Consider the following 26,365-nt stretch of genomic DNA (forward strand, 5'->3'; position numbering starts at 1 on the left):
GAAGTGACCGGACACCCGGACGACGTCGAACGCTCCGCCCGGCTGCTCGCCGTGCTCACCACCGTGCTGGAGCTGACCCCGGAGGGGCCGCCCCTCACCTGGGGATCCGACCTGGGCGGGCTCGGCCTCGACTCGCTCACCACGGTGGAGACGGTGCTGCAGCTCGAGGAGGCCTTCGACGTCGAGCTCCCGGACGAGGCGCTCGCGCCCGCCACCTTCGCGACCCCGCTGACCCTGTGGGGCGCCGTGGAGCGGGCCATCGCCGACGCGGACGGAGCACTCTCGTGATCGTCGCCATCGTCGGGCCCGACGGCGCCGGGAAGTCGACGGCGACCCGGCAGGTGACGGCGCACCTGCGCGGACGCGGCGACACCGCGACCCTGGTGGACCGGTGGGACATCGTGGGCGACCCCCGCTATCGCGCGGCCCGGTTCATGCAGGCATCGGTCGCGGAGACCCGCCAGTGCGTCGCGGAGATGCCCGGCGCCTCCCGGTTCCTGTTCCTCATGTGGTCCATCGGCTACGCGCTGGAGGCCCGCCCGCGGGTCCCCGGCGCGGTCACGGTGCTCGACGGGTACTGGATGAAGCACGCCGCGAGCGAGGCCGCCTACGGGGTGGACCGGGAGTGGATCGAGTCGGTCGTCGCCGGGCTCCCCCCGACGGACGAGGTCGTGTACCTCCGCGTGACGCCCGACGTCGCCTGGGCGCGCAAGGAGGACGGCGACGTCGTCCCCTACGAGTGCGGCATGGATCCCTCCTGCTCCCGCGCGTCGTTCGTGGCGCACCAGACGCGGATCCTCGAGGTCATGGACGGGTGGGCGGAGCGCGACGGCTGGACGGTCGTGGACGCCTCGGGCGACCGGGACGCCGCGCGCCGCGCGATCGTCGCGCGCCTCGACCGGCCGGGTGGCCGCGCATGACGCCGGCCGGACCCGCCTCCGTCGTCCCCCGTCGCCACCCGCTGGCGGCCGCCCTCCCCCGTCCCCGTCCCCGTCCCCGTCCCCGAGAAGGAAGCATCTGATGCAGACACGGAAGAGGCTGCTGGTCGTCGGCAGCGGCGCCGCCGAGGCCTATCGGCTCTATTCGCTCGAGTCCATCGCGCGCGCCTTCGACGTCGTGCTCCTCGACGACGCCCCACCGACCTGGCAGTCGCCCCACGTGGTCGACGCGGTCGTCACGCCCTTCGACGAGGCCCTGGACGCGCTCGATCCGCTGCTCGCGGAGCAGCCGGTCGACGGCGTGATGACGTGGGACGAGCGGCGCCTCGACCTCGTGGCGCGGATCGCGACCCGGCACGGCCTGCGCGGTCCGGCCCCCGAGGTCGTCGAGGCGTGCCGCGACAAGTGGCGGACCCGGAGCGTCCTCGCCGCGGCCGGGGTGCCGTCGGCGCGGTCGATCCTCACCCGCACGGTCGACGAGGCGATCGACGCCGCCCGGGAGATCGGCTACCCCGTGGTCGTGAAGCCGCGCTCCCTCGCGGGCAGCATCGGCGTGCAGCGGGTGGACCACCCGGACGGGATGCGGTCCGCGTGGGAGCTCGCCGACGGCGCGGTGATGGCCACGGTCATCGCGCGTCCCGGTGTCCTCGTCGAGGAGTACCTGACGGGCGACGAGTTCAGCCTCGAGTGCGTCACGGCGGACGGCGCCACCGACGTCGTGGCGATCACGCGGAAGCAGGTCGGCAGCCCGCCCTACTTCGAGGAGCTGGGGCACGTCGTGGACGCGGCGGACCGCGCGAGCGGCTGGGCCGATGAGGCGGCGGACGTGGCGCGCCGCGCGCTCGACGCCCTCGGCGTGCGTGTCGGCGTCAGCCACGTGGAGGTGCGGATCGACGGGAGCGGGCCCCGGATCATCGAGGTGAACGGCCGGCTCGGCGGGGACCTGATCCCGCACCTGGTGCACCTCGCCACCGGCGTGGACCTGTCGCTCGCCGCCGCCTGCGTCGCCACGGGGGTCGAGGTCCCCCGGGCTCCCGTGATCTCCCGGGCGGCGGGGATCCACTTCTTCACGCCACCGGAGGCCGGGACCTTCGTCGAGCACCGCGTGGGCTCCTGGGCGGACGAGCCCTGGGTCGAGCGCTGCGTGTGGGTCCGCGCCCACGGCGACCGGATGGGGCTGCCGCCCGACGTCTTCATGGCGCGCCTCGGCTTCGCGGTGCTCACGGGGGACGACGCCGAGACCGTGCGGGAGCGCGCCCGCATCGCCGCCGCGGGCACCCGCATCACCATGGGCTCCGCGGCGGTCGCCCGATGAGCGGCCCGATCGTCGTCCTCTCGACCCTCAGCACCTCCCTGGAGCGGGAGCTCGCGGCCCGCGGGCGAGCGGTCATCGTGCTGGTCCCCCGCGCCGTCGTGCACGAGCGTGCGCGGCCGGACTGCGCCGTCCGGGGCGTCGACCGCTGGGACGACTACACGGAGCTCGCCCGCCTCGCCGCCGATCTCGAGCGGCAGGGTGTCGTGGCCGTCGCGACGACCGACGAGCGCTGCCTGCGCGCGGCCGCCTTCCTGCGGGCGGTCCTCGGCCTCCCCGGGCTCGGCTTCGACGACGCGGTGGCGTTCACGGACAAGGCCGTCATGAAGGCGCGGCTGCGCGCCCACGGCGTCGCGGTGGCGGAGGGGGAGGTCGTCCACGCGGTCGACGACCTCCCGGACGTCGCCGCGCGTCTCGGCTGGCCGCTCCTCGTCAAGCCGCGCTCCGGCTTCAGCGCCATCAGCACGCACGTGATCCGCGATCCCGGGCATCTCGCGCAGCTGCAGGCGGACGGGGTCCTGCGCCGGGCGCCGTCGATCGGGACCCGGCACCCCGCGCTGTCCGCGACGGACGGGCTCGGGCCGCTCGGCTCCTCCCCGCGGGGCTTCCTCACGGAGGCCTGCGTCGACGTCGACGTCGAGTTCCAGTGCGAGCTCCTGCGACGCGGCGGCGAGGAGGTGTACTGCCTGCCCTTCCGCTACTCCGCGCCGCTCCTGGAGGCCGGCGACAGGGTCGGTGCCGCCCACATCGGCTCGTCGTCCGAGGACGCCCGCCGCGTGCGGGACATCACCCGATCCGCCGCCGACGCGCTCGGCCTCCGCGACGGCTTCGCGCACGCCGAGGTGTTCCGGCTCCGGGACGGCACGTGGCTGCTGGGCGAGATCGGCGCGCGTCCCGGCGGAGCGCAGACGCCGAGGATCATGGCCCTCCAGCACGGCATCGACGTCGTCGCCCAGGCGGCCGACCTCGTGGAGGGCATCACGACGCCGCTCGCGGTCGAGGAGGCCGAGCAGTCGACGGCGTGGGTCAGCATCCCCGCGCCCACGGGCATCGTCACGGCCATGACGCCCGTCGAGGAGCTGCGCGCGCTGCCCGGCGTCGTCGACGTGGTGATGGAGATCGCGGTCGGCGACACCTCGACGGGCCCGCTGGGCTCGCTCGCGCACGCCGGATACGTCTTCTGCGCCGCGGCGACGACGGAGCGCGCCCTCGCGCTCGCCGCATCCGCGGCCGCCAGCTGCGTCATCGAGACGACGGGATCGGAGGTGACGGCGCATGCCTGACGCGGTCGCTCCCGGCGCCCCGGCCGACCCCGGCTCGCCCCTCCGCTCCAACCGCGACTTCCTCCGGCTCTGGGCGGGCCAGGCGGTCTCCCTCACCGGGTCGTTCGCGGGCCAGCTGGTCTTCCCCCTCGTGGCGGTCCTCACGCTCCAGGCGTCCCCGTTCGAGCTCGGGCTGATCTCCGCGTCCCAGTACCTCCCGGTGCTGTTCATGACCGTGATCGCCGGGTACTGGCTCGACCGCATCCGCCGGCGTCCGGTGCTGGTGTGGGCCAACATCACGCGCGCGGCCCTCCTCGGCGGCGCCGCGGTGCTCGTGGCGACCGGTGCCCTCTCCGTCTGGAGCTGGTGCCTCGTCGCCTTCCTCCTCGGGTCGATCACCGCCGTGTTCGACGTCGCCTGGCACTCGTACATGCCGACGGTCGTCCGCCGCGATCAGCTCGTGGACGCCAACGCCCGGCTCCAGGCGACCTACTCGTCGACCCAGGTGCTCGGCACCGCGTCGGGGGGCGTGCTGCTGACTGTCCTGACGCCCGTGGCCGCGTTCGGCTGGAACATGGCCGCCTACCTCGTCGCCGCGTTCCTCTTCGCGTCGATCCGCGGGCACGAGCCGCCGCTGGAGCGGCCCGTCGCGGGCGAGGGGTTCCTCGTGCAGCTCACCCGGGGATTCCGCTTCGTGTGGGCCGACCTGCCGATCCGCGCGATGATGCTGTCCGGCGCGTGGTTCAACTTCTGCGAGCAGGCCCTGCTGACGCTGTTCCTCATCTACGGCGCGAAGGACCTGGGGCTGGATCCGGCCCTGCTCGGCCTGTCGATCGGCCTCGGCAGCGTGGGGGCGACCCTCGGCGCGGTCGTGGCCCGACGGCTCGGCGACCGCTTCGGCACCCGCGCGACCTTCGTCGCGACGATGGGCCTGACGGCGATCTCGCCGCTGCTCATCCCGCTGAACGGCTCGGGCGGCATCGTGGCGGTCGTCTCGATCATCGTCGCCTTCAACGGCTACGGGCTCGGCCAGACCGTGTTCAACGTGTTCAGCGTCGCGCTGCGTCAGGAGCGGACCCCGACGGCGCTCCTCGGACGCGTGAGCGCGGCATTCCGGACCGTCGCCTTCGGCATGCTCCCCGTGGGGGCTCTCGTCGGCGGAGCGCTGGGGCAGACCATCGGCGTCCGGATGGCGATCTTCGTGGTCGTCGGCCTCTTCGTCGCGGGGTGGGTCGTGTTCGCGCTCACGGCGGCGAAGGCGATCCCCGGCCGCGCGGACGCGGGGACCGGAGCCGAAGCCCAGGCGCCGGCGGAGGCGGAGACGTCGGCGGAGACGGAGACGTCGGACCGCGGGCGGACGGATCGATGACGGGCACCGCGCCACGCCCGCCCGACGGGGACGGCTCCGCGGAGCCCGTCGGAGCCGGGCCGCTGACCCACGGGCAGCTCTCGCTGTGGCGGGACATCGAGGGGCTCGCGCGCGGACGGTGGCACGAGGCCAATCTGGTGCGGCGCTGGCGACCCGGCGGACGCGTCACGGCGAGCGGTCTCCGGGATGCGGCGGCGCGGCTGCAGCTCAGCCACGCCGGTCTGCGGACGACCTTCTCGTTCACCGACCCGCCGAGCCAGCACGTCGCTCGACCCGCCGAGATCGACGTCGAGCTCGAGGTCCTCATGCCGGAGGAGGTCGACGCCTACGCCGCCCGGCCCTTCGACCTGACGCGCGGGATCGGCTGGCGGGTGGGTCTGATCGCCCCGGGGGACGACGCCTCGGTCGTCCTCGTCGTGCACCACCTGATAGCCGACGGACACGGGCTCGACCTCATGCGGGACGACCTCGGACGGCTGCTCCGGCACGGCGAGATCGCGCCAGGAGTGGCCCCGCTGACCCTGGTCGCGGCCGAGACGAGCCCGATCGGCCGGCGCCGGGCCGACGCCGCCCTCCGGCACTGGGCGGAATCGCTCGACCGGCCCGGGCGTCGTGACGGGCTCCCCCCGTCCGCCGACGTCCCGCTGAGCCATGTCGAGATGGCGACGGGGGTGCGGCGGGAGGAGCTCGCGGCCGGCCTGCCGCCGCGGGCGTCGCCGATGGCCGCCGTGCTGTCGGCCCTGGCCCGCCGCGCCTCGACCGACGACGCGGGGCTCTTCGTGCGCATCATGGTCTCGAACCGGATCTCCGCCGAGCGGCGGCGGTGCGTCACCACGATGAACGAGTGGGTCCCCGCGACCCTGCCCGGATCCGGCCAGGACCCGAGAGCCGCGGCCCTGTCCGCGGCGGCTGCCGCGGCGGCGGGCCTCCGACACGGCATCTACGACGTCGACGGCCTCCGCGAGGTGCTCCGCAGCCGCGGGCTGAGCACGGCGGACATGGACGACGCGCTGTCGTTCAACCACATCGACGTGCCCGCGGGCACCTCCCCCTCGGCCGGGCCACCGGGCGAGATCAGGGTGGATCACGTCGGGATCACCGTGGGCCCCCGGGCCTACCTCCGCGCCCTGGCGGGAGACGAGCTGGTCCTCAGCTTCCGCGTGGCCGACGAACCGGGATGGCGGTCGTGGGCCGAGGCGCAGCTGCTCGGCATGCGGGAGCAGCTGATGGCCCTCAGCCGCTCCTGAGGCCGGTCGTCACAGCGCGATCGTGCTGCCGTCGGCCGGATCGAGCAGCACCGCGCCCGGCCGCTGGCCGGTCGCCCACTCGATCCGTCCGATCGCGAGATCGCGTCCCGCAGCGGAGAGCACGCGGTCGTGCACGGGGAACGTGCGGCGCGGCGCCGCGGCGAGCACGTAGTCGATCGCCTCGCCGAGCTTCATCCACGGCGCCGCGAGGGGCACGGCGAGGACCTCCGGCTCGACACCCGCGGGCAGGACGAACGCGTCGCCGCCGTAGTAGAGGACGCCTTCCACGAGGCACCCGAGGTTCTCCGGGGCGGGCACGGACGCGTGCACGCGGGCGTGGGTCGTCCGGGTGAACGCGAGCGTGAACGGCCCCGCCTCGACGGCCCGGTCGCTCTCCACGACGACGACGCCGTCCGTCCCGATGCGCTCGGCGACGGCGGCCGTCGTGTAGACGACCGGGGCAGGGCCCGACGAGCGGACGCGGTCGAGCCACTCCGGGGTCCAGTGATCGGGATGGTCGTGCGTGATGACGATGGCCGCCAGCTCGCCGCGGACCGTGATCTCCTCGGTCAACGAGCCGGGGTCGAACAGCACGGAGGCCTCGCCGTCGCCGACGCTGAAGGAGGAGTGCCCGTGCTTCGTCAGCGTCAGCGATCGGGTCATGCGGCCGGCCCCGCCTCGAGCAGGGCGACGAAGCCGCGGACAGCAGCGCGCATGGCCTCGTCGTCCCGGGTGGCCTTCGCGAGCACGTAGCCGCCCTGCACCACGGCGACCGCGGCGTACGCCAGGTCGCCGGCGCGGTCCCCCGCGCCGCGCTCGACGAGCACGTCGCGCACGAGTCCGACGAGCTCCGTGAAGTACCCGGAGATCGCCGCCGAGAGCTCCGGATCGGCATCGACGGCGGGGTCCGCCGTGAGCCGGCCGATGCGGCAGCCGCGGGTGGCCGCGCGATCACGGACGAGGTACGCGACGAGGCGCTCGTGCGCCTCGCCGTCGCCGCGGAGCTGGTCGACGGCCGAACGCAGGCTCGTCGAGATGGACTCGGTCACCGCCGCCCGGGCGAGGTCGCGCTTGGCGGGGAAGTGGTGGTAGAGGCTCCCCTGCGTGACGCCGCTGGAGTCCATGACGTCGCGGGGGGAGGTGGCGCTGATGCCGTTGTCCCAGAAGAGCTCCTGGGCTGCCGAGATGAGTCGGGTGCGGGGTGCGGGATCTGTTGTCGTCGTCATGCCGCCACCATACCTACCTCAAGGTATGGCGTCAACGGGAGCCGGGACGCGATGCGGGGACCGCGCGGGAGGCGGGCGTCGGTAGCCTCGCAGGAGGCGCCGTGACGGCTCCGCCCGAGGGCCGGCGCCGATCGGAGGACCCCATGCCCGAGAACGCGACCGCGACCGAGGACGCCACTGCAGCCGATGGCGCCCCGGCGCGCTACGACGTCGCCGTCATCGGCGCCGGACCCGCGGGCACCGCCGCCGCCCTGCGCGCCGCCGAGCTGGGCGCGTCCGTCGTGGTGCTGGAGGCCGGCCGCGTCGGCGGCACGTGCGTCAACACCGGATGCGTGCCCACGCGCGTGCTCGCGAAGACCGCGCGGCTCGTGCGCGAGGTGCGCTCCGCGGGCGAGAACGGGATCGGCGTGGGCGAGCCGACGCCGCACTGGCCGTCGATCGTCGCGCGCGTGCACGCGCAGGTCGACCGCGTGCGCTCGCTCAAGGACGAGGCCGCGCGGTTCGAGGCGGCGGGCGTGACGCTGATCCACGAGGGCCGGGCGCGCTTCGTCGACGACCGCACGCTCGTGCTCGACAGCGGCAGGCGGGTCACCGCGGGCGCGATCATCGTGTGCGTCGGCGGCCACTCGAAGCGCCTGCCCGTGCCCGGCGCCGAGCTCGCGACCGTGCCCGAGGACGTGCTCGCGCTGCCGGGGATCCCCCGCCGCCTCGCCGTCATCGGCGCGGGCAACACGGGCGCGCAGCTCGTCACGGTGTTCCGCTCGTTCGGGTCCGAGGTCACGCTGCTCGATGTCGCGCCCCGCGTGCTCACCGCGTCCGACGAGGCGATCTCCGAGGCCGTCGCCGACGCGTTCACCGCGCAGGGCGTGCGCGTGCGCACCGGCATCGACACGGTGACGGGCCTCACGAAGACGGGCGACGGATCCATCACCCTGCTCTGGCGCGACGGCGACCGCCCGCAGTCCTCCAGCTTCGACGCCGTGATCATGGCCACCGGCTGGCCCGCCGACGTCGACGACCTGGGGCTCGAGAGCGCCGGCGTCGAGGTGGAGCGCTCGGCGATCCCCGTCGACCGCTACCTCCGCACGCGCGTGCCGCACATCCTCGCGGTGGGCGACGCCAACGGCAAGGACATGCTCGTGCAGGCGGCGCAGTCCGAGGGCGAGGCGGCGGCCGAGAACGCGGTGCTCGGGGTCAACCGGCGGATCCCGCTGCAGCTCCTCCCGGCCGGCGGCTTCACCGACCCCGATTACGCGGGCGTCGGCCTCACCCAGGCGGAGGCGCGCGAGCGCGACGGCGCGTGCGTGATCGCGCGGGTGCCGTTCGCCGAGGTCGACCGCGCCGTGATCGACGACCGGGAGGCCGGATTCCTCCTCCTCATCGCCGACCGCCGTCGCGAGCTGATCCTCGGGGCGCACGCCGTGGGCGAGAACGCGGTCGAGGTGATCCAGTCGGTCACCACCGCGATGGCCGCGGGCGTCGACGTGTCCACGCTCGCGCACGTGCGCTTCGCGTACCCGACATACAGCGCGATCATCGGGATCGCCGCCCGGCGGCTGCTCCAGGAGGACGACCGGGCGGGCGAGCTCGACTGAGGCGACGCCCGGGCGGGCGTGGTCGGATGGACGCATGACCGCGCTCATCGTCACGGCCCACCCCGATCCCGACTCCCTCACCCATGAGGTCGCCCGCCGACTGGAGGCCGCGCTCGAAGCGTCCGACGGCCCCGGCGCATCCGGCGTCACGACGGCGCACCTCGCGCAAGAGGGCTTCGACCCGGTGTTCGGCATTGCCGACCGGGGCGCGTACTCCGGCGACGCCCCCGCGCCCGCGGACGTCGTCGCCGAGCAGGCGCGCCTCGACGCCGTGGACCACGTCGTGCTCGTCTTCCCCGTGTGGTGGTGGTCGATGCCCGCGCTGCTCAAGGGCTGGATCGACCGCACCTTCATCGGCGGCTGGGCCTTCGACATCGACGACGACGGGCGCGTGCACACGCACCTCGAGCGCCTCACCGTGCACCTCCTGCCCGTCGCCGGCTTCGGCCGCGCGTCGTTCGCCCGGCACGGCTACCTGTCCGCGTTCCAGACGCAGATCGGCCACGGGATCATCGACTACTGCGGCGCGCGCCACGGCGCCCTGGCGTTCGTGCACGACTCCGAGTCGGGCGACCGCGACGCCGTGGGCGGCGAGGTGGAGCGCGCCGTCGCCGAGGTCGTCGCGGCGATCACGGCTGCGTGACGCGCGGGGAGATGACGACGGCTGACGTGCGGGACGGTGCCCGCGCCGGACGACCGGCACCGCCTACCGTCGTGCCATGAGCGAGTCGCCCACCCCGCCGCACGACGAGACCTCGACGCAAGCCGCGCACCCCGCCGTCAGGATCCGCCCCGCCCGCGCCGAGGACATGCGGCGGGTCGCGGAGCTGCGCTGGCGGTGGAGCGTCGAGGAGTCCGGCACGGCACCCGCGACCGACGAGGCCGGCTACGTCGCGGCGACCACCGCATTCGCCGCGGCGCACCCCGACACGCACCGGTGCATCGTCGCGGAGGCGGACGGCGAGGTGGTGGGCATGGCCTGGCTCGCCCTCACGGATCGCCCGCCGACGCCGGACGACCTGAGCCGGGTCGCCGGCGACGTCCAGTCCGTCTACGTCCTGCCGGCGCTGCGCGGATCCGGGACGGGCGCGCGGCTCGTGGCGGCGCTGCTGGATCACGCCCGGGCGCGGGGCTGCCGGTACGTCCGCGTGCACTCCAGCGCCCGCGCGATGAGCCTCTACGCGCGCGCCGGGTTCGCGGTCGACGAGACGTACCGCGTCGTGCGCCTCTGAGGCGCGGGCGCCGGGATCACGCGGAGGCGCGCGCCGTCCGCCGCCGCTCGGCCGCGGTCATCACGAGGTACAGCGTCGTCCAGAGCACGAGGCCCGTGGCGAGGAAGATCCCGACGACCGCGAGCACGCCGCCCGCCGTGTCCACGGGGAACCAGCCGCTGAGGAGGAGCGCCGGGAGGACCGTCACGAGCATGAGCGCGAAGTGCGTGATGGACTGCCGGGTGAGGCTCCAGCGGTCAACCTGGTAGAGGAGCGAGCCGGCGGCGGTCGCGGCGACGATCACGCCGACCGCGAGGGTGGAGCGGCCGTCGGCGGTCTGGCCGGAGGCGAGCAGGTGCGCGCCGATCGCCGACATGGCGACCAGCGGGATCCCGCCGAGGAGCGCGGCGCGGAGGAGCAGGCGCGGGCGGGGCACGGCCGCGGGATCGGGCGTCGGCGACGCGACCTCTCGTGCTCGTGCTCGTCGCATGGAGCCTCCCGCGACCAGTCGACCACGGGCCGCGCAGGGACGGAACCCCCGGTGAGGGCGCCGTGTCGCGCATGCCCGCGGGGATCGCGCGATCGCTACGGTGGGTCTCGGCCTCCGCACCGGGTCGCATCAGCCCACCAGGGAGTCCGCCGTGCTCATCACCCTCACCTCGACGGCGCCCTCGGCGTCGGACCTCAGCCATCTGCTCCGCAAGCACCCGGCCAAGGCGCAGTCCTTCGACCTCGCCGTCGGCACCGCGCACGTCCTCTACCCGGAGGCGACCGACGAGCGGTGCACCGTGGCGCTGCTGCTGGAGGTGGACCCGATCGCGCTCGTCCGCTCCACGCGCTTCCGGAGCTCAGGTGCGTCGAGCATCGCGCACTACGTGAACGACCGGCCCTACGCGTCGTCGTCGATGCTCGCGGTCGCGCTCGGGCACGTGTTCCGCACGGCGATGGGCGGCCGCAGCGACACGTTCCCGGAGCTGGCGGCGGGCACCCTGCCCCTCCGAATCACGGTCGCGGCCCTCCCCGCGCGCGGTGGCGCCGACCTCGTGCGCGACCTGTTCGCGCCGCTCGGCTGGCAGGTGGAGGCGACGCCCGTGCCGCTGGATCCCGCGCGCCCCGGCTGGGGCGACTCCCCGTACGTCGACCTCCTGCTCACCGGCGAGGTCCGCCTCGCCGACGCGCTGCGCCACCTCTACGTGCTGCTGCCCGTGCTCGACGACGGCAAGCACTACTGGGTCTCCGAGGACGAGGTGGGCAAGCTGCTCCGCGCCGGCGACGGCTGGCTGGCCGACCACCCGGCGCGCGACCTCATCACGCGCCGCTACCTCGCGCACCAGCGCGACCTCGTGGGCGAGGCGGGCGAGCTGCTCGACGCGGGATCCGATGGGCCCGCGGACGCCGCTGCAGCCACGGATGCGGGTGTCCTCGCGCCGCGCTCCCCCTCGCTCGCCCGCCTGCGCGCGGAGACGGTGCACGCCGTGCTCACGGAGCTCGGCGCCCGCACGGTCGCGGACGTGGGCTGCGGATCCGGCGCGCTGCTGCGGCACCTGGTGGCCGATCCCGCGTTCACGACGATCATCGGCACCGACGTCTCCGCGTCCGACCTCGAGGCCGCGGCCCGTCGCCTCGACCTCCGCGAGGCGGGCGACCGGGTTCGCGAGCGGATCCGGCTGCTGCAGTCGTCCGCGACGTACGAGGACCCGCGCATCGCCGGCCTCGACGCGATCGTGCTGATGGAGGTGATCGAGCACGTGGACCCCGACCGGCACGCGGCCCTCGAGGCGAGCGTGTTCGGATCCGCCTCCCCCGCCGCGGTCGTCGTCACGACCCCGAACGCCGAGCACAACGCGCTCTACCCGGGGCTCGCCACGGGCGCCCTCCGCCACCCCGACCACCGGTTCGAGTGGACCCGGGCGGAGTTCGCCGCATGGGCGGAGCGCGTGGCCGTCCACCACGGCTACCTGGTGGAGATCCGGCCCGTCGGCGACGCGGATCCCGTCCACGGCTCCCCCACCCAGCTCGCCCTGTTCCGGAAGGCCACGCGATGACCGACTCGATCCTCCCGGACCCGCTGCCCATCCCGCGCATGTCGCTCGTGCTGCTCGTCGGCGCGAGCGGATCCGGCAAGTCCACCTTCGCGCGCACGCACTTCGGCCCGTACGAGGTGCTGTCGAGCGACGTCTTCCGCGGCCTCGTCTCGAACGACGAGAACGACCAGAGCGCGACGTCCGCCGCCTTCGAGGCGCTGCGGCACGTCGCCGCGCACCGCCTCCGCCGGGGGCTGATGACCGTGATCGACGCCACGAACGTGCAGCCCGAGTCGCGCCGATCCCTCGTGCAGCTCGCGCGCGACCACGACGTGCTGCCCGTCGCGATCGTGCTGGACGTGCCGGTCGGCGTGTGCGTGGAGCGGAACGCCGCCCGCACGGACCGCACGTTCGGCGCGTCCGTCGTGAAGCGCCAGCACGACCAGCTCCAGCGGTCGCTGAAGGGCCTCGGCCGCGAGGGCTTCCGCAGGGTGCACGTGCTCCGCGGCGTGGACGAGATCGCCGCCGCGCGCTTCACGGTCGCGCCGCTCCTCAACGACCTCCGCCACGAGCGCGGCCCCTTCGACGCGATCGGCGACGTGCACGGCTGCCGCGCGGAGCTCGAGACGCTGCTCGGGGAGCTGGGCTACGAGATCCGGCGCGACGAGCGGGGCCGACCGGTCGACGCCGCGCACCCGGAAGGCCGCCGCGTCGTGTTCCTCGGCGACCTCGTGGACCGCGGACCCGACACCCCGGGGGTGCTCCGCCTCGCGATGGGCATGGTGCGCGCCGGCCATGCGTTCGCGGTGCCCGGCAACCACGAGGACAAGCTCGTGAAGGCGCTGCAGGGGAAGAAGGTGCGGGTCGCGTACGGCCTGGCCGAGTCGCTGGCGCAGCTCGCCGAGGAGGACGAGGCGTTCCGCGTCGACGTCGAGCGGTTCTGCCGCGAGCTCGTCTCGCACCTCGTGCTCGACGGCGGCGACCTCGTCGTCGCGCACGCCGGCCTGATCGAGGCGTACCAGGGCCGCGCGTCCGGCCGCGTGCGCGCGTTCGCGCTCTGGGGCGACGCCACGATCGGCGAGACCGACGAGCGCGGCCTGCCCGTGCGCCGCGACTGGGCGCTCGACTACCGCGGATCCGCGACGGTCCTCTACGGGCACGTCGCCGGGGTCGGGACCGAGTGGGTCAACGGCACCATGTGCCTCGACACCGGATGCGTCTTCGGCGGCGAGCTCACCGCCCTCCGCTGGCCCGAGCGCGAGGTCGTCGCCGTGCCCGCCGAGCGGGTGTGGTCGGAGCCGGCCGTGCCGCTCGGCCGCCGGTACGCCTCGTCCGCCGCCGCGTCCGGATCGGGATCCGTCGCGGACGACGCGCGCGCCCCCGGCCTGCTCCGCATCGACGACGTGCTCGGCAAGCAGGTCGTGGAGACGCGGGCCTTCGGCCGGGTCGGGATCCGCGAGGACGCCGCCGCCGGCGCCCTCGAGACCATGAGCCGCTTCGCCGTCGACCCGCGGCACCTCCTCTACCTGCCGCCGACGATGAGCCCGCCCGCGACCTCGCCCCGTGACGACGTGCTCGAGCACCCGGCCGAGGCGTTCGAGGCGTACCGGCGCGACGGGCTCGAGCGGGTGATCTGCGAGGAGAAGCACATGGGATCCCGCGCGGTCGTGCTCCTCACCCGCGACCCGGCCCGCTTCGGCGCGCCCGGGGGCTGGCGCGGCGTCGTGCACACGCGCACCGGCCGCCCGTTCTTCGGCGCCGACGACACGGACGCGCTGCTCGCCCGGCTGGACGCCGCGGTGGATTCGGCCGGGCTGTGGGCGGAGCTCGACACGTCGTGGATCCTGCTCGACGCCGAGCTGCTGCCGTGGTCGGCGAAGGCCGGACCGCTGATCCGCGACCAGTACGCGTCCGTCGGCGCCGCGGCGACCGCCGCGTTGCCCGCCGCCGTCCGCACGCTCGAGCAGGCGGCTGCGAACGGCATCGACGTCGCCGACCTCCTCGAGCGCACGCGCGCCCGGGCCGCCGACGCCGAGGCGTACGTCGCCGCGTACCGGCGCCACGCCGCGCCCTACGACGGCCTAGACGACGTGCGCCTCGCCCCGTTCCAGCTCCTCGCCACCGAGGGCGCGACGCACCTGGCGCGCGAGCACGCGTGGCACCTGGCGCTGGCCGGGCGGCTGGCGGACGCGGATCCGGGCCTCGTGATCCCCACGCGCTCCCGCGAGGTCGACCTCGCTTCGCCGGAGGCGGAGGCGGCCGCGACGCGCTGGTGGCAGGAGCTGACGGACGCGGGCGGCGAGGGCATGGTCGTGAAGCCCGTCGCCGGTCTCGTCCGCGGGCGGAAGGCGCTCGCGCAGCCGGGCATCAAGGTGCGCGGCCGCGAGTACCTGCGGATCGTCTACGGCCCCGACTACACGGAGCCCGCGAACCTCCACCGCCTCCGCGACCGCGACGTCGGGCACAAGCGGTCGATGGCGCTCCGCGAGTACGCGCTCGGCGTGGAGGCGGTCGAGCGCTTCGTCGCGGGCGAGCCGACGTGGCGCGTGCACCAGGCGGTCTTCGCCGTGCTGGCGATGGAGTCCGAGCCGGTGGATCCGCGGCTGTGATCGCGAGCCCGTGTGGACGCTCGGGGGCCGCGCGGCGCGCCCGCGGCTAGCCTCGCGGGATGCCCGCCGCCCCCGCCGCCCGATCCGGCGGGGTGCGCGCGGTCACCCGTGCGGGGCACGTCCTCGCGTCGGTCGTGATGGGGATCCTGCTGGCCGTGCTGACGCTGGGCCTCGCGCTCGACGGATCCCTTCGGGGCCTCGACGACCGGGACGCCTGACGGCCGCGCCGACGCCCGCCGCGGCGACGCGGCATCAGGCAGGAGGCGCGACGGCCCACGCGGTCGTGGCGTCGCACGCATCCGGGATCCCCGGACGGTCGCGCAGGTCGCGCGGCGACGTGGGCTCCGAGACCGTCCCGCCGCCGAACGAGACCTGTTCACCGAGCGCGTGCACCTCGTCGCCGGTGGTGAGCGTCGCGCCGTCCCAGGAGGTGGTCTGCTCCGGGAAGAGCGGCAGGACGAGGTCGGTGCCCTCGTCGCCCGGCGTCCCCCTCTCGAGGTAGACGCACCCGTCGCGCACGACGAGCACCCCGGCCACCAGGGCCGCGTTCGCGAAGCCGTCGGACACGTAGGTGGCGATCCGGGCGGGAGCGACGTCGTCGTCGTGGGGCTCGAGCACGAGGTCGAGGGACGGCTCGTCCTCGCGGTCGAGGACCACGTCGAGCCGCTCGACGGCCGTCCGCCCCTCGGGCACGGCGACCGCGTACGTGGTGGGGCCCAGGTCGTCGGTGCACGCGGGGCCGCCCATGACCTCCATGCCGACGCGCAGCCCGCCTCCGTCGATGCGCACCGACGTCGGGGCCTCCGGACAGCTCGACGAGCCGTAGGTGGTGACGAGGAAGCGCTGGCCGACCTCGAGCCAGCGCACGTCCGGATCCGTGTGCGCCGGGCCCTCGAACGTGACCAGCCCCGCCCCGGCGGCGTCGAAGCGCTGCCCGACGACGATCGGCTGGGGCGGGTGGGTCGCCACGAGGACGACCGCGGCCAGCGCGGCGGCTCCGATCGCCGCGGTGGCCACGCCGATGCGCGTCATCGTCCGCGTGAAGACGGGATCGCTCCCGTGGCCGTCCTCGCGTCGCCGCATGCGCGCTCCCTCCGCTGCCCGAGTCGACCACACGCCTGCCGTGCGGACCACCCTCCCGATCGGGTGGGGCGCCGGGCCCGGCGCGGATCACGCCCCGCCGCGGTTCCCCTCCAGCGTGAAGGTGAAGACGTCCTCGTCGAACGCGCTGTAGCCCGCGTAGTCGAGCAGCTCGTAGAGGCGGGCGCGGGTCTGCATCTCGGGCACCTTCGACGCGAGCGTCCCCTCCTCCAGGATCGCGTCGAGGCCGCGCTCGGCGGCGCCCATCGCGAGGCGCAGCAGCGACACGATCAGCCTCACGGACTGCCGACCGCCACCGCTCGCAGACACCATCGGTGGACGACGGGCGCGATGCTGCTCCTAGCGGAGCTACCTTCGGCGGACCACCGGCCGGGGTGATCCCGGTATCCGATTGAAGGGATCTCTGATCATGACCACACGAGGCACCGTCGCCTCTCGAATCGTCGCCGGCATCTGCCTGGCGACACTCTTCAACATCCCGGCGATGGCCGCTACGGCCGCTGAGCCCCCCTCCTCGCATCCTCTGAGCATGGCGTCTGGCGCTCACCCGATCTCCACCGGCGCGACCGCCGACCGAGTCTGGTTCGTGGGCTCTCCGACAGAATCCTTTTCCGACGTGGTCGCGCGCGCGATCGCTGCCGACCCGGCATCCGCCCGCGAATGGAAGGACGTGCTCTCGGGCGTCACATCGCGGGTACAAGGAGGTGCCGACGTCCATCTGCCGGGTGACGCCGCGAACCTCGACGACGAGAAGGTGCAGCTGGCGGACGCAACCGGTCTCGCCACTCGCTCCGCTTCGTCCCCGGAGTCGGATGAGGTCCGCCCGGACGCGCTGGGCGGCACCGAATTCGAGCTGCGAGGGGTGGCCGTGAACTCGAACCACACTTGGCAGGTCCATACCGAGATCGATGGGGGCTTCTGCGATCCGGAGGGTTGCGAAACGACCGATGTGACGCGCCAGACATGGAAGGTGACCCCGGGCCGAGGGGGAGACAGGTTCAACTTCACTTCCACGAGAGTGGGCAGCGGCAATCTCAGTGACATATACGCGAATCTCGCGGTCGACTGCAACGGCCGTGAGTGCGGCTCCGGGACAGCGGGGAAGGCCGGGCCACGGAACGGCAACGGCTCGGGTTCGCCGGTGGTGGTGCACAGGAGCAACGCTGGAGGCGCCCAAGTCGATCGCATTCAGATGCATGCGTTCTTCTCCCGCAATCGCTCCGACTACTTCGACTCAGTGCGCACTGGTACGGCTCAGTGCGGAACGGGTTCGACCTACGCATGCGTCTACTAGAAGACGGGAAGGCCTGACGATGTCCGACGAAGATCTCTTGAGGCGGTATGAGGCCGAGGGTGAACGCCATGAGCGGTCACAGCTGGAATGGGTGCCCGCGCCGCTCGCCGTCCGAGTCGTGCTCGCCCTCAGCGGCGGACGCGCCTTCTGGGTGGACGCGTTCAGGGGGTACCCCGACGGAATCGCATTCACCGCCCACTATCGGTGGATCGTCGGCGATCCACCCGCGGCCGATCCCGATGACTGGCCCGAGCTCGCCGCCCAGTTCCCTGTCGCTGATCCTGTCTCAGTGACCGCGAATGTCGACGGGCACGACGATCCGCGCACCGCAGGCGCCCAGGGCGGCCACGCCCTTCACGCCATGGGAAGCGCCGGCCTTCCGGGGATCGCGACCGCCGAGTGGTGGCTCCCCGAGGTCCCCCGGGCGTCGCTCACGCTGGCGTTCTCCCATCCCTCGATCGGGCTCGCCGGCTCGGCCGTCGTGGATGCGCGGGGGTGGGCGGACGAGATCGCTGCGCACGCGATCCGGATCGAGTGACGCCGCTGCTCGACGACGGGACCGCGGCGGGCATCACGCCCCGCCGCGGTTCCCCTCCAGCGTGAAGGTGAAGACGTCCTCGTCGAACGCGCTGTAGCCCGCGTAGTCGAGCAGCTCGTAGAGGCGCGCGCGTGTCTGCATCTCGGGCACCTTCGCCGCGAGAGTGCCCTCCTCGAGGATCGCGTCCAGGCCGCGCTCGGCGGCGCCCATCGCGAGGCGCAGGAGCGAGACCGGGTAGATGACGATGTTCACGCCCACGTCCGCGAGCTGCTGCGTGGTGAACAGCTCGCTCTTCCCGAACTCGGTCATGTTGGCGAGGATCGGCACGTCGACCGCGGCGCGCATCGCCTCGAACTCGGCGAGGTCGGCCATCGCCTCGGGGAAGATCGCATCGGCACCGGCGTCGACGAGCGCGCGCGCCCGGTCGACGGCCGCGGCCATGCCGTCGACGCCGCGCACGTCGGTGCGGGCCATGACGAGCAGGTCGGGGTCGCGGCGGGCGTCGACGGCCGCGCGGATCCGCTTCAGCGCCGTCGACTCGTCCACCACCTGCTTGCCGTCGAGGTGGCCGCAGCGCTTCGGGTTCACCTGGTCCTCGATGTGGAGGCCCGCGACGCCGGCGTCCTCGAGCATCTGCACGGTGCGGGCGACGTTCATCGGCTCGCCGAAGCCCGTGTCGGCGTCCACGAGGCACGGCAGGTCGGTGACGCGCGCGATCTGCTGCGAGCGCCCGGCCACCTCGGTGAGCGTGGTGAGGCCGATGTCGGGCAGGCCCAGATCCGCCGAGAGCACGGCGCCGGAGATGTAGACGCCGTCCATGCCCTTGTCCTGGATGAGGCGGGCCGAGAGCGGATTGAACGCGCCGGGCATCCGGAGCAGCTCGCCCGACGCGAGCCGCTCGCGGAACGCGCGGCGCTTGGCGGCGGAGGTGAGGGTGGAGTGCAGCACTAGAGGAGTCCCTTCGGGGAGCCGGCGCCGTCGAGGAGGCCAGGCCGGGCGGTCACGGTGAGGCCGGCGAGCTCGTCGGCGGTGAGCTCGGGCAGGCGCTCGACGAGCTGGAGGAAGCGGTCGACCTCGGCCTCCTCGAGCACGCCGTCGGCGAGCGTGCGGAGCTTGGCGACGTAGTCGGCGCGCGCGAACGGGCGGGCGCCGAGCGGGTGCGCGTCGGCGACGGCGATCTCGTCGACGATGGTCGAGCCGTCGGTCAGGCGGATCTCCACGCGGCCGCCGAACGCCTTCTCGGCCGGGTCCATGGAGTGGTACCGGCGGGTCCACTCCGGGTCCTCGGTCGTGGTGACGCGGCGCCAGAGGTCCACCGTGTCGGGGCGGCCGGCGCGCTCGGGAGCGTAGGAGTCGACGTGGTGCCAGGCGCCGTCCTGCAGCGCGACCGTGAAGATGTACGGGATCGAGTGGTCGAGCGTCTCGCGGCTGGCGCGCGGGTCGTACTTCTGCGGGTCGTTCGCGCCGGATCCGATGACGACGTGCGTGTGGTGCGACGAGTGGATGATGACGCGGTCGATGGCGTCCGCGTCGGCGAGCACGGGGTGCGTGTGGTGCAGGCGGCGCGCGAGGTCGATCCACGCCTGGGCCTGGTACTCGGCCGAGTGCTCCTTCGTGTACGTGTCGAGGATCGCCCGCTTGGCCTCGCCCGGCGCGGGCAGCGGCACGTCGTACGAGGCGTCGGGGCCGTCGAGCAGCCAGGCGATCACGCCGTCCTCGCCCTCGTAGATGGGCGTGGGGCTGGTCTGGCCGCGCATCGCCCGGTCGATCGCCTCGACGGCCATCTTCCCGGCGAACGCGGGCGCGTGCGCCTTCCACGTGCTGATCGCGCCCTTGCGCGACTGGCGCGTGGCGGTGGTGGTGTGCAGGGCCTGGCCGATCGCCTGGAAGACGGTCTCCTGATCCAGCCCGAGGAGCGTGCCGATGCCGGCGGCGGCCGACGGGCCGAGGTGCGCGACGTGGTCGATCTTGTGCGCGTGCAGGCTGATGGCCTTCACGAGGTCGACCTGGATCTCGTAGCCGGTGGCGATGCCGCGGATCACGTCGGCGCCCGTGAGCGCGCGGCCGTCGGGGCGGCCTCCAGCTGCGGCGTGCTGCGCGGCGGCGAGGATCGGCGGGATGTTGTCGCCCGGGTGCGAGTACTCGGCGGCGAGGAACGTGTCGTGGTAGTCGAGCTCGCGCACGGCCACGCCGTTCGCCCAGGCCGCCCACTCGGCGCTGACGCGGGTGGCGGGATCCGCGCCCACGACGGTCGCGCCCGCGCCGCCCGTGGACGGCCCGTGCGCGAGGGCCTGCGCGCGCGCCGCGACGACGGGCGCGCGGGTGAGCGAGGCGGTCGCGACGGCCGCGTTGTCGATGATGCGGTTGACGATCATCTCGGTGACCTCGGCGTCGACCTCGACCGGATCCGCGGCGACGGCGGCGATGCGCCCCGCCAGCTGCTCCCCGGGAGGCAGGGCCTCGTCGCTGCGGTGGACGCGGACGCGGTGGATCTGCATGCTCTTCCTCACGGTCGGGCGCCTGACGCGGAGGGCTCGTGGCCCCGTCCGCGCGGCACCGGTCCAGCGTATCCACCGGCGGGCCCGTCCTACGCTGGAGCGTGCTCACCGTCGCCCAGGAGTCCCCCCGCCAGGACGACGTGCTGCCGCTGCTGCGGCAGGCCGACGAGTTCGCGCTCGCCCTCTACCCGGCCGAGAACTACCACGCGCTCGACATCGCCGACCTCGAGCGGCCCGGTGTCACGTTCCTCGTCGCCCGCGTCGACGGCCGCGCGCTCGGCACCGCGGCGGTCGTCGACGGCGGCGACGGATCCGCGGAGCTGAAGCGCGTGTTCGTCACGGACGCGGCGCGCGGCCTCGGCGTCGGGCGCGCGCTGCTGGTCGCCGCGGAGGAGCGGGCCCGCGCGCTCGGCGTCACGCTCATGCGGCTCGAGACCGGCCTGCCGCAGATCGCGGCGATCGCGATGTACGAGCGCGGCGGCTACCGGCACGTTCCGCGCTTCGGGCCGTACGCCGAGGATCCGACCAGCGTCTGCATGGAGCGCGACCTGCGGGAGGCGCCCGGGCCGCTCCCCCGCTGGATCCTCCGCCCGGCGCTCCCGGACGACGCGACCTGGATGGCGGAGCTCCGTGCCGTCGTCCTCCGGCCCGACCTCGAGCGGCTCGGCCGGTGGGACCCGGTGCGGGTCCGCCGCCGCTTCCTCGACGGCTGGGCGCCCGCGCGCACCTCGGTGATCCGCGTCGGCGGTCGCGACGTCGGCCTCATCGCCCGCCGCGACGAGCCCGACGCGCACTGGATCGAGCACTTCTACCTGGATCCCGCGGTGCAGGGCTCGGGGATCGGCGGCGAGGTGCTCGGCGATCTCATGTCCCGGCACGACGACGGCCGCCCGTTCCGCCTCGACGTGTTCCAGGGCAGCGCGGCGCGGCGGCTGTACGAGCGGGCGGGGTTCCGGGTCGAGCGGGAGGACGCGGTGGACGTGTGGCTGGTGGCGCTTCCCACGCGACGGGCGGGATCGGCCGCGCCGTGACGGGGGATCGACACCGCGAAGGAGCAGGAACATGGAGCACACCCGACTCGGCACCACCGGCCTCCGGGTCAGCCGCCTCGCCCTCGGCTGCATGACACACGGCGATCCCACCCGGGGCATGCGCTCCTGGACCATGGACGAGGAGGCGTCGGCGCCCTTCTCCCACCAGGCGGTCGAGCTCGGCATCACGTTCTGGGACACCGCCGACGTGTACCAGCAGGGCACGAGCGAGGAGCACGTGGGCCGGGCCATCCGCCGCTCCTCCCGGCGCGAGGACATCGTGCTGGCGACCAAGGTCTCCGGGAGGATGCACGAAGGGGCCGGCGGATCGGGCCTGTCGCGGGCCGCGATCCTCGAGCAGGTCGACGCCTCGCTCCGTCGCCTCGGGACCGACCACATCGACGTCCACCACCTGCACCGCTTCGATCCGGAGACGCCGGTCGAGGAGACGATGCAGGCCCTCGACGACGTCGTCCGCGCGGGCGAGGTCCGCTACCTCGGCGCCTCGTCCATGCACGCGTGGCAGTTCGCGAAGCTGCAGCGCGCCGCGGCGGTGAACGGGTGGACGGGCTTCGCCGCGATGCAGGACCAGTACGACCTCCTGAAGCGCGAGGAGGAGCGCGAGATGATCCCGCTCTGCGCCGACACCGGCGTCGGCCTCACGCCGTACCCTCCCCACGGCAAGGGCCGGCTCACCCGGCCGCGCGGCGCGATCACCGCGCGCTCGGTGACGGACGAGGTCGCGGAGGCGTTCGACACCGACGCCGTCGCCGCGCTCGAGCTGGAGCTGACCGACGACGAGGTCGCCCGGCTCGAGAGCCCGTACGTGACGCAGCCGCCGTGCTGGTGGTGACCGCACGCCCACCGGCGGCAGCGCCCGGGCCCCGCAGGTGATCCCCGCCTGACCGCCTAGCCCTCCGGGTGCAGGCCCGCGTCCGCCGCCCCGGTCCGCCACGCGGTGAAGTGCACGGTGAGGCCCTCGCGCGTCGGGGCGCAGCACATCGGGCCAGCGGTGACGGCGGCGGCGGGATCCAGGGGCGCCACCCGCACGAGTCGCCACGGCTCGTCGTCCACCCGGGCGCGGATCGTCAGCGCGTCGCCGGAGCGGCTGGCGCGGATCGTGACGAGGCGGCCGTGCCAGGCGGGGACGGGTGCCAGCGACCAGTCGGACATCCCGCGGGTGACCACCGCGCCGAGACCGTCCTCGCCGTCGCTGCGCTCGACGCCGGCCTTGATCCACGTGCTCTCGTCGACGCGGACGAAGATTCCTGCCTGGTCGAACTGGGCGGAGAGGTCGAGCCGGAACGACACCTCCATCGCCGCGCCCTGGTCGAACGGCACGAGGAGGGCGTGCTCGGTGTCGTGCACGAAGCCGTAGGAGGTGATGCGCCAGGCGTCGCTCCCTTCGACGGCGGTGACGCGCATCCCGTCGTCGGCGACCGCCACGTGGGCGGGCGCGTTCGTCCAGGAGCCGCTGGTCCAGTCGATGTCGTCCATGAGGCCGAGTGTACGCTTGTACACATGACTGCCGACCACTTCGCGGGAGACGATCGAACCAACCGGGAGCGGATGCTCGCCGGCGACCTCTACATCGCCGACGACCCCGAGAGCGCCCGCATCGCGCAGCGCGCCGTCCGGTTGGCCGACGCGTACCACCGCGCCGCCGTCGAGGACGAGACGACAGCGCGTCCCCTGCTCGCGGAGCTGCTCGGATCTCTCGGCGAGGACGCGTTCGTGAAGCCGCCGCTCTTCGTCGACTACGGCGAGAACATCCGCATCGGCGCCCGCACCTTCATCAACTGCAACCTCACGGCCCTTGACGTCGCCGCGATCACCATCGGCGAGGACTGCCAGATCGGGCCGAACGTCCAGCTCCTCACGCCCACCCACCCCATCGACCCGCAGCCCCGCCGCGACAGGCTCGAGGCAGCCCGCCCGATCACCATCGGCGACAACGTCTGGCTCGGCGGCGGCGTGATCGTCTGTCCCGGCGTGAGCATCGGCGACGACAGCGTCATCGGCGCCGGCTCGGTCGTGACCCGCGACATCCCCGCGGGCGTGGTCGCCGTAGGGAACCCCGCCCGGGTGATCCGCGAGATCGCACCCCGACCATGACGGCTCCGACGCCGACACGGGCACCACGGCGATCGGATCCCCACCGCCGCGACCGGATCATCGACGCATGCCTCGACGTCATCGCCGACGTCGGGGTCGACGGGACCACCCACCGCCGGGTCGCCGCCGCGGCTGACGTCCCGCTCGGCTCGATGACCTACCACTTCGAGGGAATGGACGACCTGCTCCACGAGGCGTTCACCCGCTTCGCCGACCGCGTCGCGGAGCAGATGCGACGCCGCATGGGCGCAGCCCGCAGGACCGCGGAGACGGAGATGGAGGCCGCCGTGGTCGACGTCATCGTGCGCGACCTCCTGGGCACGCAGCGCGACCTCGTCCTCACCCACGAGCTCTACACGCTCGCCGCCCGCCGGCCCGAGTACCGGACCATCACGCAGTCCTGGATGGCCCGGAGCCGCGCGACGTTCGAGGAGCACGTCGACCCAACGACCGCGCGCATGCTCGACGCGCTCGTCGAGGGCCTCACCATCCACCGGGCGCTCGATCCCGAGCCACCCGGCGAGGCCTTCGTCCACGAGGCCGTGCAGCGCATCCTGCGCCCCGCGCCGTAGACCTCGCCGATCCTCCGCGCACCCTTGCGCCTCCCGGGGCGCGCAGGCATACGATCGCGCATGGAGATCGTCCGAGCCCACGTCGCCGTCCACGCTCCCGCCCGCGTCGTGTGGGACACCATGCTCGCCCGGGACAGCTACGAGCGGTGGACGGGTGCCTTCCACGAGGGCTCGACCTACGAGGGCGGGTGGGAGCTGGGCCGGGAGATCCGCTTCGTCGGCATGGGCGAGGACGGCGGGTCGAGCGGCCTCGCCGGCACCATCGTCGAGAGCAGGCCCGCCGAGCTCGTGACGATCCGCTACGACGGGGAGATCGACCGCGGCGTCGTGTCGCGCGACAGCCCGATCGCCGGCATGCGCGAGTCGTACGCGTTCCGGGAGACGGACGGGGTCACCACGCTCGACGTCGAGCTCGAGGTCCCCGACGAGTGGGCGCCCAGCATGCGCGACATGTGGAGCGAGGCGGTGCTCGTGCTGAAGCGGCTCGCGGAGGCCGCGGCGGCCCCGGGCGCCCGCGCACGCTGACGACCACGTCCCAGCGCCGGATCGGACCTCTCGAAGCGGCTCGTCGCCGAGGGCGTCGCCCGGGAGACGCTCGACGAGGCCCTCCCGTCGATCGCCGATGCGGGTGGCGGCGAGGACCTGCCGGCGCAGCCGGCTCGCGAGGGCGGTGCGGTGCCGATCGATCACGGTCGCGTCCGCTGCGAGACCGATGGCGCGGACGACCGGGTGCCCGCCACCTCAGTAGTTCACGGAAGCAGAACATCCCGTTCATGCACGGCCGCGCGCCGTGCGCCATGCTCCTGTCGCCGAGCCCTGCGCATCCCCCGCGCGCCCGGACGGCGCTCCCCGCGCGCGCCCGCGCGCCCCTCCCCACAGAAGGACGAACGTGAAGATCCCCCCTGCCCGCCGTGCCGCCCCCGCGCGCATCGGCGCCCTCACCGTGGCGGCCGCCGCGGTGGCGCTCTCCGTCGGCATCGGCGCCCCCGCCGCGCACGCCGCCGCCGACCCCGCGCTCCAGCCCGCGCCCACCTCGCGCGACCACCTCATCACCGACGTGCCCGGCCTCGTCAACGGGCGCGAGCTCGGCGCGTTCACCGGCGTCGACGGGCGCACGGTCGCCGCGAGCCGCCTGATCCGCACCGAGTCGCTCGACAAGATCACCGCCGCCGGCGCCGCGACGCTCGCCACCGCGCACCACGTCGACCTCGTGATCGACCTGCGCACGCCCGGCCAGATCCAGAAGAAGCCGGACGTCCCGATCCCCGGCGCGAAGACCGTCGCCATCTCGATGTTCGGCGCCGACGGCGACTACCCGGACGACACGGTCATGTACCGCGACCTCATCGACAAGGGGCACGTCGACGCGGCGGACCCGGGCGTGATGATCAGCGCGTACCGCAGCATCCTGCAGGCCATCGCGTCGCACACCGGGAACGGCACGATCCTCATCCACTGCTCGCACGGCATGGACCGCACGGGCACCGTCATCGACCTGCTCGACCGGATCCTCGGCGTCGGCAGCTCCGACATCCTCCACGACTACCTGCTCTCCAACACGCAGCTCGGCGTCACGTGGGCCACGCCCGCGCTCCTCCAGGGCACGTTCGAGGCCGGCATCGCGTCGCGCTACGCGGGGATGGACTCCTACATCCGCACCACGCTCGGCGTCGATGACCAGGAGATCAAGGCCCTCCGCGCGCAGTTCCTCGTCTCGGACGACGCTGCCGCCGCCTCCATCACGGTGGGCGGCGTCACCGTGCCGCTCGGCGACGCGGCCGGATCCGCCGGAGCCGTCGTGCCCGTCGGCCTCCCCGCCCTCACGGCCGGTGACGTCCGGGTGACCACCGCGGACGGCGCCGCCACCTCGTCCGTCGCGGTCGACGGCCGCACCGTCACCGTCACCGTCACCGCGGCGGACGGGCGCACCACGCGCACGTACCGGATCACGGCCGGGCTCGCCGCAATCGCGCTGCCGGGCGGATCCACCCCCACCGCGGGCGGCACCGTCGCGTTCCGCGCCGCCGGCCTCACGCCGGGCGCCACGTACCGGGTGATCCTGCACTCCACGCCCACCGACGTCGGCTCCGTCACCGCGGCGTCCGACGGCACCGCATCGGGCACCGTCACGATCCCCGCGGGCACCGACCCCGGCGCGCACACGCTGACCCTCGTGGACGCGCAGGGCCGGGCGGTCTCGGATCCCGCCGCCATCACCGTGAGCGCCGCGGCCGTCTCCGCGGTCACGGCGACCACGACCGGCGCGCGCCACGCGGGCCCCGCGGTCGCGACGGGCGGCACGTCCGTCGCGACCGACCCGCGGCCGGGCCTCGCGCTCGCCGCCCTCGGGCTCGCGGGCCTCGCCGCGATCGCGGCCCGCACGGTCGCGCGCCGTCGCGCCGCGCTGCGCAGGCCGTGACGAC

General features: G+C 74.2%; 27 protein-coding genes and 1 pseudogene. 20 read left to right on the plus strand and 8 right to left on the minus strand.

Translation table 11 applies throughout. The annotated features are described in order from the left end of the window. Positions 1–3: 3 nt before the first annotated feature. From JOE38_RS07090 to JOE38_RS07115, 6 genes are all read left to right on the plus strand, one after another. Positions 4–288, plus strand: a complete 285-nt coding sequence (locus tag JOE38_RS07090; RefSeq protein WP_204575501.1) for a phosphopantetheine-binding protein — start codon at positions 4–6, stop codon at positions 286–288. Next, positions 285–920, plus strand: coding sequence for a dTMP kinase (locus JOE38_RS07095; protein ID WP_204575502.1), 636 nt, complete (start codon positions 285–287; stop codon positions 918–920). The genes JOE38_RS07090 and JOE38_RS07095 overlap by 4 nt, the downstream gene beginning before the upstream one ends. 100 nt (positions 921–1,020) lie before the next feature. Then, on the plus strand, positions 1,021–2,253 hold the full coding sequence (locus JOE38_RS07100; protein WP_204575503.1) for an ATP-grasp domain-containing protein: 1,233 nt from the start codon (positions 1,021–1,023) through the stop codon (positions 2,251–2,253). Continuing rightward, entirely contained in the window at positions 2,250–3,533 is a 1,284-nt protein-coding gene (locus tag JOE38_RS07105) for an ATP-grasp domain-containing protein (protein WP_204575504.1), read from the plus strand. Before JOE38_RS07100 ends, JOE38_RS07105 begins: the two co-directional genes overlap by 4 nt. Beyond that, the gene (locus JOE38_RS07110; RefSeq protein ID WP_204575505.1) at positions 3,526–4,881 is read left to right on the plus strand and encodes an MFS transporter; all 1,356 of its coding nucleotides are present in this window, start codon (positions 3,526–3,528) and stop codon (positions 4,879–4,881) included. The genes JOE38_RS07105 and JOE38_RS07110 overlap by 8 nt, the downstream gene beginning before the upstream one ends. Further along, the gene (locus JOE38_RS07115; protein ID WP_204575506.1) at positions 4,878–6,128 is read left to right on the plus strand and encodes a condensation domain-containing protein; all 1,251 of its coding nucleotides are present in this window, start codon (positions 4,878–4,880) and stop codon (positions 6,126–6,128) included. Before JOE38_RS07110 ends, JOE38_RS07115 begins: the two co-directional genes overlap by 4 nt. A gap of 9 nt (positions 6,129–6,137) precedes the next feature. Here the strand turns inward: JOE38_RS07115 and JOE38_RS07120 are convergent, their stop codons facing one another. Continuing rightward, positions 6,138–6,791, minus strand: coding sequence for an MBL fold metallo-hydrolase (locus tag JOE38_RS07120; RefSeq protein ID WP_204575507.1), 654 nt, complete (start codon positions 6,789–6,791; stop codon positions 6,138–6,140). Then, positions 6,788–7,354, minus strand: a complete 567-nt coding sequence (locus tag JOE38_RS07125) for a TetR/AcrR family transcriptional regulator (RefSeq protein WP_204575508.1) — start codon at positions 7,352–7,354, stop codon at positions 6,788–6,790. The genes JOE38_RS07120 and JOE38_RS07125 overlap by 4 nt, the downstream gene beginning before the upstream one ends. A 143-nt stretch (positions 7,355–7,497) precedes the next feature. Here JOE38_RS07125 and JOE38_RS07130 point away from each other — a divergent pair, with 143 nt between their 5' ends. The 3 genes from JOE38_RS07130 (at position 7,498) to JOE38_RS07140 (ending at position 10,181) form a co-directional block, all read left to right on the plus strand. Beyond that, entirely contained in the window at positions 7,498–8,949 is a 1,452-nt protein-coding gene (locus JOE38_RS07130) for a dihydrolipoyl dehydrogenase family protein (RefSeq protein ID WP_204575509.1), read from the plus strand. Between the two features lie 34 nt (positions 8,950–8,983). Further along, on the plus strand, positions 8,984–9,592 hold the full coding sequence (locus tag JOE38_RS07135) for an NAD(P)H-dependent oxidoreductase (RefSeq protein ID WP_204575510.1): 609 nt from the start codon (positions 8,984–8,986) through the stop codon (positions 9,590–9,592). 76 nt (positions 9,593–9,668) lie between these two features. Next, the gene (locus JOE38_RS07140) at positions 9,669–10,181 is read left to right on the plus strand and encodes a GNAT family N-acetyltransferase (protein WP_204575511.1); all 513 of its coding nucleotides are present in this window, start codon (positions 9,669–9,671) and stop codon (positions 10,179–10,181) included. Positions 10,182–10,197: 16 nt separating this feature from the next. Here JOE38_RS07140 and JOE38_RS07145 read toward each other — a convergent pair whose 3' ends face one another. Further along, on the minus strand, positions 10,198–10,650 hold the full coding sequence (locus tag JOE38_RS07145; protein WP_204575512.1) for a DUF3021 domain-containing protein: 453 nt from the start codon (positions 10,648–10,650) through the stop codon (positions 10,198–10,200). 151 nt (positions 10,651–10,801) lie between these two features. Between JOE38_RS07145 and JOE38_RS07150 the strand changes: the two genes are divergently transcribed. The 3 genes from JOE38_RS07150 to JOE38_RS07160 are packed head-to-tail and all read left to right on the plus strand — an operon-like array spanning position 10,802 to position 15,011. Beyond that, positions 10,802–12,205, plus strand: coding sequence for a 3' terminal RNA ribose 2'-O-methyltransferase Hen1 (locus tag JOE38_RS07150; RefSeq protein WP_204575513.1), 1,404 nt, complete (start codon positions 10,802–10,804; stop codon positions 12,203–12,205). Beyond that, positions 12,202–14,793, plus strand: a complete 2,592-nt coding sequence (locus tag JOE38_RS07155; RefSeq protein WP_204575514.1) for a polynucleotide kinase-phosphatase — start codon at positions 12,202–12,204, stop codon at positions 14,791–14,793. The genes JOE38_RS07150 and JOE38_RS07155 overlap by 4 nt, the downstream gene beginning before the upstream one ends. Positions 14,794–14,852: 59 nt before the next feature. Continuing rightward, positions 14,853–15,011 (plus strand): hypothetical protein, encoded by a 159-nt coding sequence (locus tag JOE38_RS07160; RefSeq protein WP_204575515.1) that lies wholly within the window; start codon positions 14,853–14,855, stop codon positions 15,009–15,011. A gap of 34 nt (positions 15,012–15,045) precedes the next feature. Here JOE38_RS07160 and JOE38_RS07165 read toward each other — a convergent pair whose 3' ends face one another. Beyond that, entirely contained in the window at positions 15,046–15,876 is an 831-nt protein-coding gene (locus JOE38_RS07165; RefSeq protein WP_204575516.1) for a hypothetical protein, read from the minus strand. 87 nt (positions 15,877–15,963) lie between these two features. After that, a pseudogene (locus JOE38_RS07170) lies at positions 15,964–16,161 on the minus strand (methylisocitrate lyase); the annotation flags it as partial. 142 nt (positions 16,162–16,303) lie between these two features. On the opposite strand from JOE38_RS07170, the gene JOE38_RS07175 reads away from it, so the two are divergent. Next, a complete protein-coding gene (locus JOE38_RS07175; protein ID WP_204575517.1) occupies positions 16,304–17,188 on the plus strand; it encodes a hypothetical protein in 885 nt (294 codons plus the stop codon). 19 nt (positions 17,189–17,207) lie between these two features. Continuing rightward, positions 17,208–17,726 carry a hypothetical protein gene (locus tag JOE38_RS07180; protein ID WP_204575518.1) on the plus strand — a complete coding sequence of 173 codons (519 nt, stop codon included), beginning with the start codon at positions 17,208–17,210 and terminating at the stop codon, positions 17,724–17,726. Between the two features lie 33 nt (positions 17,727–17,759). Here JOE38_RS07180 and prpB read toward each other — a convergent pair whose 3' ends face one another. Next, a complete protein-coding gene (prpB, locus tag JOE38_RS07185; RefSeq protein ID WP_204575519.1) occupies positions 17,760–18,674 on the minus strand; it encodes a methylisocitrate lyase in 915 nt (304 codons plus the stop codon). Then, positions 18,674–20,224 (minus strand): MmgE/PrpD family protein, encoded by a 1,551-nt coding sequence (locus JOE38_RS07190; RefSeq protein WP_204575520.1) that lies wholly within the window; start codon positions 20,222–20,224, stop codon positions 18,674–18,676. The genes prpB and JOE38_RS07190 overlap by 1 nt, the downstream gene beginning before the upstream one ends. 101 nt (positions 20,225–20,325) lie before the next feature. Between JOE38_RS07190 and JOE38_RS16000 the strand changes: the two genes are divergently transcribed. Together JOE38_RS16000 and JOE38_RS07200 are read left to right on the plus strand one after the other, a co-directional pair. Next, the gene (locus tag JOE38_RS16000; protein WP_204575521.1) at positions 20,326–21,255 is read left to right on the plus strand and encodes a GNAT family N-acetyltransferase; all 930 of its coding nucleotides are present in this window, start codon (positions 20,326–20,328) and stop codon (positions 21,253–21,255) included. Positions 21,256–21,286: 31 nt separating this feature from the next. Then, complete coding sequence (locus JOE38_RS07200) at positions 21,287–22,108, plus strand: aldo/keto reductase (RefSeq protein ID WP_204575522.1); 822 nt, start codon at positions 21,287–21,289, stop codon at positions 22,106–22,108. A 56-nt stretch (positions 22,109–22,164) separates the two neighbouring features. Here JOE38_RS07200 and JOE38_RS07205 read toward each other — a convergent pair whose 3' ends face one another. Further along, positions 22,165–22,752, minus strand: a complete 588-nt coding sequence (locus JOE38_RS07205; RefSeq protein WP_204575523.1) for a DUF1349 domain-containing protein — start codon at positions 22,750–22,752, stop codon at positions 22,165–22,167. Positions 22,753–22,776: 24 nt separating this feature from the next. On the opposite strand from JOE38_RS07205, the gene JOE38_RS07210 reads away from it, so the two are divergent. From JOE38_RS07210 to JOE38_RS07225, 4 genes are all read left to right on the plus strand, one after another. Then, positions 22,777–23,370, plus strand: a complete 594-nt coding sequence (locus JOE38_RS07210) for a sugar O-acetyltransferase (protein ID WP_204575524.1) — start codon at positions 22,777–22,779, stop codon at positions 23,368–23,370. Then, positions 23,367–23,942 carry a TetR/AcrR family transcriptional regulator gene (locus tag JOE38_RS07215; RefSeq protein WP_204575525.1) on the plus strand — a complete coding sequence of 192 codons (576 nt, stop codon included), beginning with the start codon at positions 23,367–23,369 and terminating at the stop codon, positions 23,940–23,942. Before JOE38_RS07210 ends, JOE38_RS07215 begins: the two co-directional genes overlap by 4 nt. 60 nt (positions 23,943–24,002) lie before the next feature. Next, positions 24,003–24,467 (plus strand): SRPBCC family protein, encoded by a 465-nt coding sequence (locus tag JOE38_RS07220; RefSeq protein WP_204575526.1) that lies wholly within the window; start codon positions 24,003–24,005, stop codon positions 24,465–24,467. 364 nt (positions 24,468–24,831) lie between these two features. After that, positions 24,832–26,361, plus strand: coding sequence for a tyrosine-protein phosphatase (locus JOE38_RS07225; RefSeq protein WP_204575527.1), 1,530 nt, complete (start codon positions 24,832–24,834; stop codon positions 26,359–26,361). Positions 26,362–26,365: the final 4 nt, after the last annotated feature.

The sequence above is a fragment of the Clavibacter michiganensis genome, from assembly GCF_016907085.1.
GTDB lineage: Bacteria > Actinomycetota > Actinomycetes > Actinomycetales > Microbacteriaceae > Clavibacter > Clavibacter michiganensis_O.